Source organism: Chitinophagales bacterium, assembly GCA_020636495.1.
Taxonomy (GTDB): Bacteria; Bacteroidota; Bacteroidia; order Chitinophagales; family Chitinophagaceae; genus UBA5543.
Genome location: JACJXQ010000008.1, coordinates 1,140,751 through 1,155,218, shown reverse-complemented (window position 1 = coordinate 1,155,218; position 14,468 = coordinate 1,140,751). Strand labels below are relative to the sequence as shown.

General features: G+C 43.7%; 12 protein-coding genes. 5 read left to right on the top strand and 7 right to left on the bottom strand.

Features of this window, described 5'->3' with window-relative positions; genetic code table 11:
• Nucleotides 1-48: 48 nt before the first annotated feature.
• The 4 genes from H6550_05010 to H6550_04995 all read right to left on the bottom strand — a co-directional run bounded on the left by H6550_05010 (nucleotide 49) and on the right by H6550_04995 (nucleotide 4,739).
• Nucleotides 49-894 (bottom strand): MBL fold metallo-hydrolase, encoded by an 846-nt coding sequence (locus H6550_05010; protein ID MCB9045484.1) that lies wholly within the window; start codon nucleotides 892-894, stop codon nucleotides 49-51.
• 6 nt (nucleotides 895-900) lie between these two features.
• Nucleotides 901-2,229 (bottom strand): MFS transporter, encoded by a 1,329-nt coding sequence (locus H6550_05005; protein MCB9045483.1) that lies wholly within the window; start codon nucleotides 2,227-2,229, stop codon nucleotides 901-903.
• 56 nt (nucleotides 2,230-2,285) lie between these two features.
• Nucleotides 2,286-3,332, bottom strand: coding sequence for an agmatinase family protein (locus H6550_05000; protein ID MCB9045482.1), 1,047 nt, complete (start codon nucleotides 3,330-3,332; stop codon nucleotides 2,286-2,288).
• A 78-nt stretch (nucleotides 3,333-3,410) separates the two neighbouring features.
• The gene (locus H6550_04995) at nucleotides 3,411-4,739 is read right to left on the bottom strand and encodes a DEAD/DEAH box helicase (GenBank protein ID MCB9045481.1); all 1,329 of its coding nucleotides are present in this window, start codon (nucleotides 4,737-4,739) and stop codon (nucleotides 3,411-3,413) included.
• 112 nt (nucleotides 4,740-4,851) lie between these two features.
• Here H6550_04995 and H6550_04990 point away from each other — a divergent pair, with 112 nt between their 5' ends.
• Together H6550_04990 and alr are read left to right on the top strand one after the other, a co-directional pair.
• Nucleotides 4,852-5,976 carry an amidohydrolase gene (locus tag H6550_04990; GenBank protein ID MCB9045480.1) on the top strand — a complete coding sequence of 375 codons (1,125 nt, stop codon included), beginning with the start codon at nucleotides 4,852-4,854 and terminating at the stop codon, nucleotides 5,974-5,976.
• Nucleotides 5,976-7,133: an alanine racemase gene (gene alr, locus H6550_04985; protein ID MCB9045479.1), complete on the top strand. Its 1,158-nt coding sequence runs from the start codon at nucleotides 5,976-5,978 to the stop codon at nucleotides 7,131-7,133. Before H6550_04990 ends, alr begins: the two co-directional genes overlap by 1 nt.
• Before the next feature lie 5 nt (nucleotides 7,134-7,138).
• Here the strand turns inward: alr and H6550_04980 are convergent, their stop codons facing one another.
• Both H6550_04980 and dnaA read right to left on the bottom strand, forming a co-directional pair.
• Entirely contained in the window at nucleotides 7,139-7,777 is a 639-nt protein-coding gene (locus tag H6550_04980; GenBank protein ID MCB9045478.1) for a cyclodeaminase/cyclohydrolase family protein, read from the bottom strand.
• 91 nt (nucleotides 7,778-7,868) lie between these two features.
• Nucleotides 7,869-9,317 carry a chromosomal replication initiator protein DnaA gene (gene dnaA, locus H6550_04975; GenBank protein ID MCB9045477.1) on the bottom strand — a complete coding sequence of 483 codons (1,449 nt, stop codon included), beginning with the start codon at nucleotides 9,315-9,317 and terminating at the stop codon, nucleotides 7,869-7,871.
• 608 nt (nucleotides 9,318-9,925) lie between these two features.
• Here dnaA and nhaA point away from each other — a divergent pair.
• Nucleotides 9,926-11,122, top strand: coding sequence for a Na+/H+ antiporter NhaA (gene nhaA / locus H6550_04970; GenBank protein ID MCB9045476.1), 1,197 nt, complete (start codon nucleotides 9,926-9,928; stop codon nucleotides 11,120-11,122).
• Nucleotide 11,123: 1 nt separating this feature from the next.
• On the top strand, nucleotides 11,124-11,543 hold the full coding sequence (locus H6550_04965) for a PH domain-containing protein (protein MCB9045475.1): 420 nt from the start codon (nucleotides 11,124-11,126) through the stop codon (nucleotides 11,541-11,543).
• A gap of 58 nt (nucleotides 11,544-11,601) precedes the next feature.
• Here H6550_04965 and H6550_04960 read toward each other — a convergent pair whose 3' ends face one another.
• Nucleotides 11,602-12,951 carry a 2-oxo acid dehydrogenase subunit E2 gene (locus H6550_04960; GenBank protein MCB9045474.1) on the bottom strand — a complete coding sequence of 450 codons (1,350 nt, stop codon included), beginning with the start codon at nucleotides 12,949-12,951 and terminating at the stop codon, nucleotides 11,602-11,604.
• 118 nt (nucleotides 12,952-13,069) lie between these two features.
• On the opposite strand from H6550_04960, the gene H6550_04955 reads away from it, so the two are divergent.
• Nucleotides 13,070-14,467 (top strand): MBOAT family protein, encoded by a 1,398-nt coding sequence (locus H6550_04955; GenBank protein MCB9045473.1) that lies wholly within the window; start codon nucleotides 13,070-13,072, stop codon nucleotides 14,465-14,467.
• Nucleotide 14,468: the final 1 nt, after the last annotated feature.

Below are 14,468 nucleotides of genomic sequence, written 5' to 3'. Positions count from 1 at the left end.
ACAGCTATAACGCACCTGCTTTTATGTTATTGCATGTGCTATAGCCGCTTAACCCATTTCTGAAAGGGCGAATGTCTCTTTGATTCGTATCCTTCCCTTGTCATCCTTCGTCAGCGAAGCACACTCTATTTTCGGGTCATGTTCAAAGATGAATGTCCAGTTGTGCGCAACTGCCAGATCCAGCATTTTTTCTTTTTCGTGCAGTGTATCTAGTGGGCGCATATCATATGCCATTACCCAAGGCAATGATACGTGTGCTGCACTAGGGAAAAGGTCAGCGCAGTATAACAGTGTATTACCATTATAATCTACCTGTAATAACATCATTTGCTCCGTATGTCCGTTCACATAATGGATACGTATACCGGGTATCCACTCTTCTCCATCGGGCGTATCAATAAAATGTAGCTGGCCGCTTTCCTGTATCGGCACTATGTTCTCTTTTAAGAACGATGCCTTTTCGCGCGGGTTGGGTGTCAGTGCCCAGTCCCAGTGCGACTTATTACTCCAGTACTTAGCATTATGAAAAGCTGTTACCAGTTTATCACCTTCCCTTTTTATTGAGCCTCCGCAATGGTCAAAGTGTAGGTGCGTGAGAAATACATCTGTAATATCTGTGGGTGTATAACCCAGTTTTGCCAGTGACGAATCTATCGTATCCTCACCATGCGGATGAAAATGGCTGAAGAACTTTTCGTCTTGTTTTGTGCCCATGCCATTGTCCACCAATATCAGCCTGTCTTCGTGTTCTATCAACAGGCAGCGCATTGCCCAGGGACACATGTTGTCATCATCTGCCGGGTTCACTTTCTGCCACATGCTTTTGGGTACTACTCCGTGCATGGCACCACCGTCCAGCTTAAAATATCCTGCTAATACTGTATGTACTTTCATATGTTCTTATCTTACTGAAGCCTGTATGTTCTGCTTCTTCGCTATTCTTAATGCAAGATACAAAATGATGCCCCCTACGACAAAAAACACCAGCACAGCCAGCACAGATTTGCGCATACTACCGGTAAGGTGCTCAATCAACCCAAACGAGAATAGTCCTATCACAATAGCCACCTTTTCTGTAACATCGTAAAAACTGAAGAAAGAGGCTGTATCTTTTGTTTCGGGCATGAGCTTTGAGTAGGTAGAGCGGCTGAGTGATTGTATACCGCCCATAACCAAACCTACAAATGTGGCTATGATATAAAACTCCGTTGCAGTATGTATGAAGTAAGCATACACACAAATCCCCATCCACATGATCACCACACCTATCAGCACATTTATGTTACCGAAACGCTCTGACAGTTTGGCCATAACATAAGCACCGGCTATTGCCACCAGTTGTATGATAAGTATGGTTGTTATCAGTTGACCTGTTTCTAACCCCAACTCTTTTGCACCAAAGGCGGCCGCAGCCAGCATAACAGTCTGCACTCCCATAGAATAGAAGAAGAAGGCACTAAGATATGTACGTAATACAGGCATTTGTTTTACCTGAGCCAATACTTTTTTCAGTTCATGAAAACCATTGCTGAATACATTGTGTTCGGGATGTTGTTCTAATGGTTCTCCCTTGGGTAATGCCCTGAAAGGGATCTGCGCCCAAGCCATCCACCACAGCCCAACCAGCAGGAAGGATATTCGGGCAGGCAAAGTACCATCCGTGATACCGAATAGTTCCGGCTTCATCACAAACACCAGGCAAATGATCTGTAATATAACACTACCGATGTAGCCATAAGCAAAGCCCTGCGCACTGACACGGTCACGGTCTTCTTCGGGTGCTATTTCGGGCAGGAAGGCATTATAAAAAACAAGGCTGCCACAATAACCTATAGCAGCTATGCCGAATAGTATAATACCCAGTTCTAAAAATTCTTTTGTAAAAAAGAACAATCCGCTGCAAGCTAGCGCCCCCATATAGGTAAAGAAGCGCATGTACTTCTTTTTATTACCACGGTAGTCTGCAATGGATGATAATATAGGTGATAGGAAAGCGATAACAAGGTAAGCAAGTGACAGCGTATAATCCTGCAGTACGGTATTGGTTATCTGCATCCCGAAAAACGACACCTGGTCGCTAACTGCGGCATTCTCATTGGTAGTAATGGCAATGTAGTATGCCGGGAAAATTGTAGATGTAATAACAAGGTTGTAGGCAGAGTTTCCCCAGTCGTACATAGCCCATGCACGTTGCAGTTTTTTAGCTGCAGGCTTTGTTGCATTTTCCATGCGTCTAAAATATGGCTTTTAGACGTGGAAATATATAGTTAGCCGAAACTTAACCCTTATTTACCCAACATGAAATTGCACATCTTGTACAGGGCACGGGCACCTACGATACTGTCAATACCGTCGTGGTTATGCTCTCCGGCAGATACTTCGTTCAGGTCGAAACCTACCAGTTCGCGGCCACTTTCGTACAATAGTTTAAAGAGGTAAAAAACCTGCTCCAGCTCAAACCCACCCGGTACGGGCGTACCTGTATTAGGACACAACTTGGGGTCCAGGCCATCTATATCAAAGCTGATATAAACCTTTTGCGGCAATTCGTCGATGATGTTCCTGCAGATAGCTCTCCATGTAACACCATCGTATTGTTTCTCTTTGATGTCTTTATCGAACCATGTAGAGATACGCTCGGGGTTACTTTGTATCATCACCAATTCTTCATCGCAATAATCACGGATACCTACCTGCACCAGCTTGCTTACCTGCGGCACTTCTTTCAGTACGTTATACATAATAGAGGCATGCGAATAGGTAAAATTCTCATAAGCCTCGCGCAGATCGGCATGAGCATCTACCTGCAATATCCCGAAGTTGTTATGAACTTCAGACAAAGCTTTTATCAAACCAAGAGGCGTGCTGTGATCACCACCTACCAATCCTACCTTTTTACCTTTTTTCAACAGATCAGCAGCATGGTTCTTCACCCAGTCTATCATCCATGCAGAACCTTCGTTTACTTCGTTCAGTTTACCTGAAAGGTGTTCATTGTCTGCAACTACCCCACCATCCTCAAGGTGACGAATAATAAGCTCAGCACATTGGCGTTTATAATCGCTCTTTACACGAACCTCTTTATCTACGGGCATCATGTAGATACCCTTCTTCCAGGCATCGGTCACATCCGGGTCGTACAGGTCTACCTGCATTGATGCCTGGAATATATGTTCCGGCCCGCGCGATGTACCTTCCCTATATGATATGGTCACCTCCCAGGGTACAGGCAATAATATGAGCTCTGCTTCTTCCTCAGTAAAAGGCAACCCGAATATGTTGTTAGATGTCAGCCCAACCGAATTGGGATCGAAATTTGAAAGGTCTGTCATATCGTTTGTTCTTTCGCGGATGCAAAGTTAGTCGTTTGCCGGTAAATGAGTATCCATATTGGAAACTTAACCTGCTAACTACTTGGCCACATGTATCTTTAGTTTTTTATTCTTTAGTCGCTCATCTTTTACCATGTGTAAGGTATGCCCGGCCTTTGAGCGGCGTACCGCTACAAATGAAAAGAAGTCTTTCACTTCTATCAGCCCGATATCCTCCTTCTTCAACTCACCCTTCTTAGCCAGGAAACCAACTATATCCACTTTATTCACCTTATCCTTCTTGCCTGCCGATATGAACAAAGTTGTCCATTTAGGCTTTTCCGGCAGTACAGCTTCTTCAGGCAATTCTATCTGCTCCACATCTTTATTAATGTATGGGGGCAGATATTCTTCAGGATGCAGTACCAGTATCACAGTACCACTGGCGTCCATCCTTGCCGTGCGCCCGTTGCGATGGGTGTATATATCCTCCGATTGCGGCAACTGGTAATGTATGATGTAGCGGATATTGGGTATATCCAAACCACGTGCAGCAAGATCAGTCGTCACCAATACATTGGAACTGCCGTTCCTGAATTTACACAAAGCGCTGTCACGTTCGCGTTGCTCCATACCACCGTGATAGAACACACTATTTATACCTTTGTCGCGCAGCATCTTACTGGTCTCATCTACAAAGTCGCGATGATTGCAGAATATGATCGTTGAACGGTTGCCCAAGTGGCATATTAACCTGAACAGGGTATCTGCTTTATTCTTATCCGGCGAGTGAACCACTTTTACATCCAGCAGTTTGTCATCATCATCTGCCCTGGTCAGGAAATTCAATTGCTCATGAGGTTCAAAACCTACAAATTCCGGTATCTCAACAGCTTCTGTAGCTGAAGTAAGTATTCGCTTTTTGATGTTGGGACAAGACTCAATAATAAATGCAACCTCCTCCTGGAAACCTAGTTCCAATGATTTATCAAACTCATCCATCACCAATGTCTCTATCGAATTGACCGTGATACTTCCCCTACGGATGTGGTCGCACAGCCTGCCGGGTGTTCCTACTATTAATGCCGGCGGTTCTATCAGGTTGTTCTCTTCTGTTTCTCTCAGGTGCCCACCATAGCAACAGGTTATCTTTTTGCCTGTCCCCATCTGCCTGAACACACTCTCTATCTGTAATGCAAGCTCTCGTGAAGGGACCACAATAAGCGCCTGTGTTGTTTTCACCCCTGGGTCTAGTCTGTCCAGTACAGGAAGTAAGAACGCAAGTGTTTTTCCTGAACCTGTTGCAGAAAGCAACAGCACATTATCATGCTCTTTATTTCCTGCTACAGAAGCCAGCTGCATTTCATTCAGCGCCTCAATATTCAGGTTGGCAAGTATATTATCTATTGAATATGTTATATCGGACATTGGCGCAAATGTACGAAAGGAAAGGGTTTCGGCACATTATAATAAACAGGCAACTATTTCTGATTTTGCCCGGGCGGGATATATTCGGTATATTCCCGTATACTAAAGCATTATGGAAGAGCTAATAGCTATCAGACATCACCTGCACAAACATCCTGAATTATCAGGGAAAGAACATGCTACCCAACAATATATACTGGACCTGTTAGACAAACTGGATATCGACAAAACTGAAAAAGTAGCCGGTACTGGTATACTTGTCTACTTTATGGGAAAGAATCCGGGAAAAAACATTCTTTTTCGCGGAGACATAGATGCCTTACCGATAGAAGAAACAAATGACATTTCGTACCGCTCTGTTAACAAAGGAGTATCACATAAATGCGGCCACGATGGACATACGACTATTATGTATGGCCTGTGCAAACATTTCTCTGCCAACAGGCCTGAAAAAGGAGATGTATACATCATCTTTCAGCCTGCTGAGGAAAACGGCAAAGGTGCTGCAAGTGTAGAAGACAGTGGTGTATTAAGCGAACTGCCAATTAACCTTGTATTTGCGTTGCATAATGTTCCGGCTTATCCGCTGCATACCATAGTATGCAGGGAAGGCAGCTTTACACCAGGCGTTACCACACTGATAGCCTACTTCAAAGGCTATACTTCTCATGCGGCAGAACCATGGAATGGGCGCAATCCTGCAAAGGCAATGAGCCAATACCTGCTGGAAGCACTTAAACATAATATGGAACAAAAGGAGCGGCACGAATTCATTACCGTCACCCCTGCGTATATTGAGCTGGGCGAACTCTCCTATGGAGTGTCTGCAGGAGAAGGTTCCGTTCACCTCACAATTCGCGCTGATAATAACGACCGACTGCAGGCTACGCTTGGTGAAGTAAAGAAAACAGCGGAAAAACTGGCTAAGGAAGAAGAACTGGAAGTACGGTTTGAAGAAAAAGAATCTTTTGAATCGAACAAGAATGCGCCTGAGGCTGTTAATATCATACAGGCGAGTGCAAAAGAGCTGGGACTTAATTATCACGATAAAGACGAGCCATTCAGGTGGGGTGAAGACTTCGGGCTGTTCACCAACAGAATAAAGGGTGCTATGTTTGGTATAGGTTCCGGCGAGAATTGCAAACCACTACACCACCCTGCTTACAACTTCCCCGACGAGATATTGGGAAATGCTATCAACATGTTTATTACCATACAGCAAAAAGCACAAGGATAATGACATCTTCATCGAAAATAATACTGGACAAAGAAGCGATGCAGAACAATTGGGACTTTATGAGGTCCTATTTTGGTGAAGACCAGAAAATAAGTGCGGTAGTAAAAGGCAATGCGTACGGCCATGGGATAGAAACCTATATACCACTGGCAGAAGAATGTGGTGTTAATCATTTCTCCGTTTTCAATGCCAGCGAAGCATATAGTGTTCATAGTGTAGCAAGTACAAGTAGCACTATCATGATCATGGGATCGATGGAAGACAAAGACATAGTATGGGCGATAGAGCACGATATTGAGTTTTATGTTTTTGATATGTACCGGATGAACCTGGCCATCGCAGAAGCAAAACGGCTTAACAAGAGAGCCATTATACATATAGAAGCCGAAACCGGTATGTATCGCACAGGTTTTGACATTGAGCAAATGCCGGGAGTTATAGAAATACTAAAAAAACACAAAGACCAATTAAGATTCAGGGGATTGTGTATGCACTTTGCCGGAGCAGAACACATCAGCAATTATGTAAGGCTGAAACAACAAAAGATCATTTTCAAAAAAATACTTAAGCTGTTCAACTCTTGTAGTATGCCACCGGAAATGGTACATACCTGTTGCTCAGCCGCGTCTATCCGTTATCCGGACATGAGGTATGATATGCTGCGTATTGGCATATTGCAATACGGATTCTGGCCCAGCCCAGAGATGATGGTAGCGTATATGAGCGATCAGCAATTGATGAACGGGAGCTCTCCATTAAAAAGAGTCATACACTGGGAAAGCAGGGTCATGAGTATCAAACATGTGCCAAAAGGCTCGTTTGTTGGGTATGGATATACTTACCTTGCAGAACAGGATATGAAAGTAGCCGTTATACCTGTTGGTTATGCTCATGGCTTTGCGCGAAGCCTGAGCAACTCCGGGCGGGTACTGATAAACGGCTATCGTCTGCCTGTAATCGGCATTGTAAATATGAACTGTATTGCTGTTGATATCAGCCAGGTAGACAAAGTTCAGTACAACGACCCTGTAGTACTGATAGGTAAACAAAACGACAGGGAGGTGAGTGTAGCTTCGTTTGGAGAAATGACCAACCAGTTGAATTATGAATTACTTACCAGGCTACCGCATAATATTCCGCGGTATGTGATGGCTTAGTAAGGCTATATATTGTTATACATAGTTGCCAGTCTGCCACTATGTATGTATTGGTATTCATGCAGCCGGCCGAAATACTTTTCAAGGTCGGAACGTTTGGCTATTGTCCAGGCAGCACCTTTAGCCAACTTTATATTAATAAGGGATGTATATAACCCTGAAGATGCTGCCGAAAGTAATGTGCTTATGGCAACAGCTGTATCTCCCTGTGCCGACCTCAGTCCTACCTTATATACCTGTAGTGCCATGGGTATTATATCCAGGCAGACATCGCAGAGATTCATCATTGTTTCTGTTGCAGTTTCCAACCCATCCAGTGCCAGTTGTTTATACTCCTGTTTTTTTACAAGGTCCGTTTCTTTATCTCTCAGTATCCTGTTACGCAACATATTTTTCACGGCAGCCTCGTCAGCTTGAAAAACATCTTCCAGTGCAGGTACACAAACAGCTTCCAGCTGCTTCCGGATATCCTGTATTTCGGCATATACTAGGCTATACCTCTCTTTGGAGGTCGTAAGTTTACAAACAGATATGAGCAATTGCGTTCCCGAAAGAGCGGCAAGGGCAGCTACACAACCAGAACCCGGCATGCCAATTCCTTTGCCGAATTCCGATAGAATTTCTTTCCCTGTAAGATCAAGCATAATAATGGTTTGTTTGAATTATCCCCTTACAAGTTATAAAAAAGCCCCCTATGTATCACAAAGGGAGCTTCTATTTTATTAGTTAATTGGATTATATACTTGCCAGCTGTACTTTTTGCTGTAGCTCCAACACACTCTCTTTATACTCAGTATCAGTATCCATCAGATTTTCAACCGTCTGGCAGGAGTGTATCACCGTAGTATGGTCAAAGCCCCCAAAGTGTTCACCGATATTTTTCAATGAACTCTTGGTGAATTTCTTGGCCAGGTACATGGTTATCTGCCGGGCTTGTACAACTTCGCGCTTGCGTGTTTTTACCAATAGCTTGTCGTACGGCAGACTGAAATAGTCGCAAACCATTTTCTGGATATTCTCAATAGTTATCTCACGGGCTGAGGTCTTAACGAAATTCTTCATTACCCTCTTGGCCAGTTCCAGGTCAATATCTTTTTTATTAAGTGTAGCCTGTGCAAACAGAGCGATCATTGCACCTTCCAACTCACGCACGTTACTTTGTACATTGTAAGCTACATACTTCACCACGTCTTCCGGCATTTCCAGACCTTCATGACGCATCTTCATCTCCAGAATTGCCTGGCGAGTTTCAAAATCAGGCGGTTGAATATCCGCATTCAGCCCCCAACGGAAACGACTAAGCAACCGCTCCTGCATACCTTCCAGGTCTTTGGGCGGTGTATCACTGGTCAGAATGATCTGCTTACCGCTCTGGTGAAGGTGATTGAATATGGCAAAAAACACATCCTGTGTTTTAGCAGCCGGAATGAACAAGTGAATGTCATCCAGTATCAATACATCTATCAGTTGATAGAAATTGATAAAGTCATTGATCTCGTTATTCTTAGAGTGGTCTATAAACTGGTTAATGAACTTTTCCGCACTTACGTATAATACGGTCTTGTTCGGATGCAGGCGGCGCACCTCATTGCCAATTGCCTGTACCAGGTGAGTTTTACCCCAGCCTACTCCGCCAAATATTACCAGCGGGTTAAAAGAGGTAGCTCCCGGTTTCTGAGCCACGTGCATCCCCGCGCTACGCGCCACCCTGTTGCAATCACCTTCCACGTAGTTGTCAAACACATAGTTGCTGTTCAACTGTGGATCAACCTGCATGCGCTTCAATCCGGGAATTGCATACGGTGTCTTGATATTATTAGGATCATCCCACTTCAGTGGCATGTCTACATAATTATTATCTCTGCCCGGATTGTTACGTATACCACCCGGCATATTTACAGAGGCCTGGTTACGTTGGTTACCGCCGCCATCCATTACGATACGGTACTCAAGCCTGCCTTCCTTACCTAAAATACGCTTAATGGTTTTTCCCAACAGCTCAACATAATGTTCCTCCAGCCACTCATAAAAGAACTGGCTGGGTACCTGGAGTGTTAAAACATTGCTTTGTAAGGAAACCGCCTTGATCGGTTCGAACCAGGTCTGAAATGTTCGCCAGTTTACATTATCCTTTATGATCTCTACGCAGCTACTCCAAACGGCTTCAGCTTCGTTTTGCGACATGTTATCTGAATAGGAATTGTAAATGTCTTTGTTCATATTAATTTAAGGCAACCAGTTCAACCTAAGTATTATCCAATTTTTTTACTCAAAATTACAGGGTCGGAGTTACTACCTGTTGTTATTTTTTTTAACACGGCAGATTTTCCTCCCATTCTTATTCCTGTGTTTTGAAGTCCTGTACTGCTAATTCAAATCCCCCTGAGCGACAATCATCACTCTCAATACAAATATGAAGCAGGAGGACGAAATTGCTAACATTTTGTTGAAAAAACAAATCCAAATCCGCTTGTTTGTTTGAAAACAATTACAGAATGGGGGTTCAAAAAAAAACGCCCATTTTAAGGGCTTTTCAGGATATTCTTTCAAAACCATGTCATTTTTCTCAATACTTTTTCATATCTTAAGATAATGCCAAAAAACAATTATTTGATGTAGTATTTTGATTATAAAAAACCCTTCTTTTTGTTATCTTATATTAATACTTCAACAACTGTTCCTCAAAACCAATAAGTTATAAATACATCCTATGGCTAATAACCCTTATACAAATAGGTTTCAGCTATACGTAGATATTTAGTTATACATTTCGATTACGTACTTTTGCGCGTATGGCAAATAAAACAGCGGGCAGGAAATTTTTAAAAGAAAAAATAGTTTCCCCGATTAAAGAGTTTTTTAATGACAGTCGTGCCGTTGGCATCACCCTTATTTGCTGTACCGTTGTTTCTTTAATTATCAGTAACACCTCCTGGGGAGAACAATATATTGCTTTCTGGAATACAGAACTCTCCATGCCTGCACCGAATGTGCACGTTCCTCATACTCCCCTGCACATGGTCAACGATTTTCTGATGGCATTCTTCTTTCTGCTGGTTGGTGTTGAAATTAAGCGCGAACTGCTGGTCGGTGAATTGTCCTCTGTAAAAAAGTCAATGCTTCCTATTATCGCAGCTATTGGCGGCATGGCCATGCCGGCCATAATATACTTGGTATGGAACGGGCACAACCCGATATACAGTCGCGGATGGGGTATACCTATGGCTACCGATATCGCATTTTCATTGGGTGTATTATCCATGCTGGGTGGCAGGGCTTCTTTCTCGCTGAGAGTATTTCTTATGGCGTTGGCTATCATTGACGACCTCGGCGGTATTCTTACCATAGCTATTTTTTACGCCGAAGAGATCAACTGGACCTACCTGTTCATGGGTGGCGGTCTGTTGTTTGTATTATCTATGCTCAACCTGCTGAAAGTAAAGCGACATTATATATATATGCTACTGGGCTTTTTCCTTTGGTACATGATATTCAACTCGGGTGTACATGCTACCATTGCCGGGGTAATGCTGGCCTTTACCATACCCATGCATAAAATAGAAGACCTGGTACATAGTATGCACGACCCGGTGAACTTTATCATACTGCCTATTTTTGCTATGGCCAACACTGCTATTGTTTTGCCAGAGAGTTATGGTTCTATATTTACGTCAACGGTTCACCACGGCATTTTCACCGGGCTGGTTATAGGAAAACCTTTAGGCATCTTCCTGTTCAGCTGGCTTGCAGTGAAAGCAGGTATCGCCTCGCTACCCGACAAAATGATATGGAAAGAGGTATTGGGTATGGGCATGATAGCTGGAGTGGGTTTTACTATATCCATATTCATGTCAACACTTGCCTTTATAATACCTGAGATACAGATAACTGCCAAGGTGGCGATCATCGGCGCGTCGTTGGCGGCCGGGATAATAGGCTACTTATACTTGGCATTGCTGAGCAAAAAACTCCCGGTCAAATCAGATTAATATGGATACAATAACCTACAGGTCAAGAATAGACATCGGCGCACTGGCTATATTATTTGTGGTGTCTGCTATCTTGTATGTAGGTGCTTTTAACACAGACACTCCAGCCATTGGTTTGACCATACTCGGGCTTTTATGGATGGCCATTGCTTTCTGTTACTTCTCTATACAGTACACTATCAGCAGGCACAAGCTGACAGTTTCATTCAAACCTTTTTTCAACACAACACTTGACATTGCGTCTATTACAAAGATAAAAGAGGCAGAAGGTTTTGAAAAAGCTGCTTCTCTTTCAGTAAATAGGTTGATGATACTTACACGCTCCGGCGATTATGTTATAGTATCTCCCCAGAACACAGCAGGCTTCATACGCGAACTGAAATACCGAAACGGGGAAATACGGGTTGAAGCAGACATATAAAATAAAACACCTGCAAGCCAAAAACCTGCAGGTGTTATGAATTGTATTTATTTTCTTATCAGACTTCCCTGTTCACATCAAATGCTTCCAACTCGTTAGCTACAGCAGTCAGGAAGCTTGCACCCAGCGAACCATCCACTATCCTGTGGTCATAACTCATACTCAGGTACATCATATGACGGATAGCTATCACGTCGCCTTGTTCAGTTTCCAAAACCATAGGGCGCTTCTTGATAGTACCTACCGCCAGTATAGCAACCTGCGGCTGGTTGATCACAGGTGTACCCATCAGGCTGCCGAAGGTGCCCACGTTTGTAAGTGTGAACGTACCGCCTTGTGTATCGTCAGCTTTCAGTTTGTTAGCACGGGCTGCATTGGCCAGGCTGTTTACATCACGGGTAAGCCCTAACATATTCTTAGTATCAGCGTTCTTGATCACCGGAACTATCAGGTTGCCGCTTGGCAATGCCGCAGCCATACCTATATTAATATCCTTCTTGATAATGATCCTGTTGCCGTCAACACTTGCATTGATCATCGGGAACTTACGGATGCAATTCACGATAGCCTCGATAAATATCGGTGTGAAAGTGATCTTCTCATTGTATTTCTTCTGGAACTCGCCTTTCACCTTATTACGCCAATGAACAATATTTGTCACGTCAGCCTCCGTAAAGCTGGTCACGTGTGCCGAAGTGGCTTTACTACGTACCATGTGCTCAGCTATCAGCTTGCGCATACGGTCCATTTCAATTATCTCGACATTACCGCCATAATTGACTTCAGCCTGCGGCGCTGGTGCTGCCGGAGCTGCTGCAGCTTGTTGTACGGGTGCCGCAACAGGTTGGGATGCAGGAGCTGCCTGCGGTACAGGTGTAGCGGCAGGCGCACCATTTTTCCGATTGGCTACATAAGCCAGTATATCTTTTTTAGACACGCGGCCTTCAGCGCCGGTGCCCGGAATATTTTCCAGTTCGGCCATGCTGATGCCTTCCTTATTAGCAATGTTCAGAACCAGTGGTGAGTAGAACCTGTTGCCGCCTGTTGACGCTACTGCTGCAGCTGTTGGCGCAGGGGGTGCCTGTGGTTGTGGTGCTGCAGGAGCAGGCGTTGGTGCCGGCGATGGCTCCGGCGGCGCCTGTGACGATGGCTGAGCAGAAGCGGTTGCACCACTTTCTATCCTGGCTATAACTGTACCAACAGGTACCACATCGTCCACGTTAAAAAGGATCTCTTTAATCACACCTTCTGCCGTTGAAGGCACTTCACTATCCACCTTGTCAGTAGCTATCTCCAACACGGTCTCATCCATACTCACATGGTCGCCAGGCTGTTTGTGCCATTTCAAAACAGTAGCTTCCGTAATACTTTCACCCATCTTGGGCATTACTAAATCTATTATAGCCATATATTTAGTTTATATGCGATTTTGATAAACGAAGCACAAAAATAGTCAAATACGGCATCATACCATAATCAGTATATTTTATCATATTTGCAGGGCAGCAAAATACAGGCTAACAGCTATGTTGTTCAACTCTTTACAGTTCCTTATTTTTTTCATGGTGGTCACACTGCTGTTTTTCAGGCTGAAAAGCCAGAAAGCCAGGGTGATGTTATTGCTATTAAGTAGCTGTTATTTCTATATGTCTTTCGTATACCAGTATATACTCATACTGGGCTTTACCATTATTATAGACTACATAGCTGGGATCTTAATAGAACGAACCACCGGCAAAACAAAAAAGGCCTGGCTGGTTGCCAGCATCGTGGCAAATGCAGGTATATTGATTTTTTATAAATATTTCAACTTCCTGGTCGACAACATTAACACGGCTCTGCAACTTTTCGACACAGGGCGGGAAATACCTTTCATTAATATCATTCTGCCCATTGGTTTGTCATTCCACACCTTTCAGGCTATGAGCTATACCATAGAGGTGTATTGGGGCAAACAGAAGGCAGAACGAAATTTCCCCACCTATGCGCTATATGTCATGTTCTATCCGCAGTTAGTAGCCGGTCCTATTGAACGGCCACAGAACATTTTGCACCAACTCAACAATTTTCAACCCTACACTAAAAATAATGTCCGGGAAGGGATATCCCGTATGTTATGGGGGTATTTCAAGAAGGTAGTTATTGCCGACAGGCTGGCCATGGCTGTTGATCATATTTACGCGCATGACGGGCAGATGTCTTCATTTACGTTGTGCATCGGAGCGATACTATATTCCTTCCAGATATATTGCGACTTTTCAGGTTATTCAGATATTGGTATCGGCGCGGCAAAGGTGATGAACATAAAGCTAATGGAGAATTTCAAGCAGCCATACCTGTCACAGAATATCAGCAGCTTCTGGAGCCGTTGGCATATATCACTTTCCAGCTGGTTTCGGGATTATGTTTATATCCCTTTGGGAGGTAACCGCAAAGGTGAAGCACGTCGCAAGTTTAATGTATTCACCGTTTTCTTTTTGAGTGGCTTTTGGCATGGTGCCAACTGGACCTTTGGTATATGGGGTTTCCTTCATGGTGTACTGGCCACATTTGTCCCCGGGAAAAAAATGGAACGTGAATCCACTAAGATCAACAATGCAGCGGTGGTTCTGAATATTATTTTCACCTTCCTTGCTGTAACACTACTCTGGATATTTTTCAGGGCTGAGAACATAGCACACGCATGGGCATATATCAAGGGGATATTCAGTTTCAGACATGGCAGTAATGATATGGGTATGAGTTGGGCAGAATTGATATTCTCGTTCCTGCTTATCGGCACCATGCTATGGCGTGAGTATAAGTGGCCCGCACATTTTATTACATCAAAAAACAAGTATATATTTTATGTAAGCAGTATGATAATTATACTCTACTTTTTCGGTGTATTCAGTGAAAACCAGTTCATCTATTTCCAATTCTGAT